This window comes from Streptomyces sp. BE303 (genome assembly GCF_036290945.1).
GTDB lineage: Bacteria > Actinomycetota > Actinomycetes > Streptomycetales > Streptomycetaceae > Kitasatospora.
In genome coordinates this window covers 1-327 of sequence record NZ_JAQYWZ010000141.1, presented here as the reverse complement: position 1 = coordinate 327, position 327 = coordinate 1, and the positions used below count along the sequence as shown (strand labels likewise).

The 327-nt window shown below is 28.1% G+C and carries 1 protein-coding gene; it reads right to left on the bottom strand.

Annotated elements, in window-relative coordinates; all coding sequences use genetic code 11:
- Positions 1–327, bottom strand: a 327-nt coding sequence (locus tag PUR56_RS43140; protein WP_329947395.1) for a hypothetical protein, incomplete at both ends; no start/stop codon positions are given.

Sequence of the window (327 nt, the reverse complement as noted above, 5' to 3'; positions counted from 1 at the left end):
GTTTTTTTTGTGGTTGTTGGGTGGGGGGGGTTTGTTTGTTTTTTTTTTTAGTTGTTTTTGGTTTCCTTTTCTTTTTTTTTTTTTGTTTTTTTGTTGTTTTTTTTTTTTTTTTTGTTGTTGTTTTGTTTTTTTTTTTTTTTTTTTTTTTTTTTGTTTTTTTTTTTTTTTGGTGGGGTTTTTTGGTGTTGTTGTGGGGGGGGTGGTGGTTGGGGGTTGGGTGTTGTTTTGGGTTGTGTTGTTGGGTTGGTGGGGGGGGGGTGGGTTTTTTTTGTTTTTTTTTTTTTTTTTTTTTTTTTTTTTTTTTTTTTTTTTTTTTTTTTTTTTTGT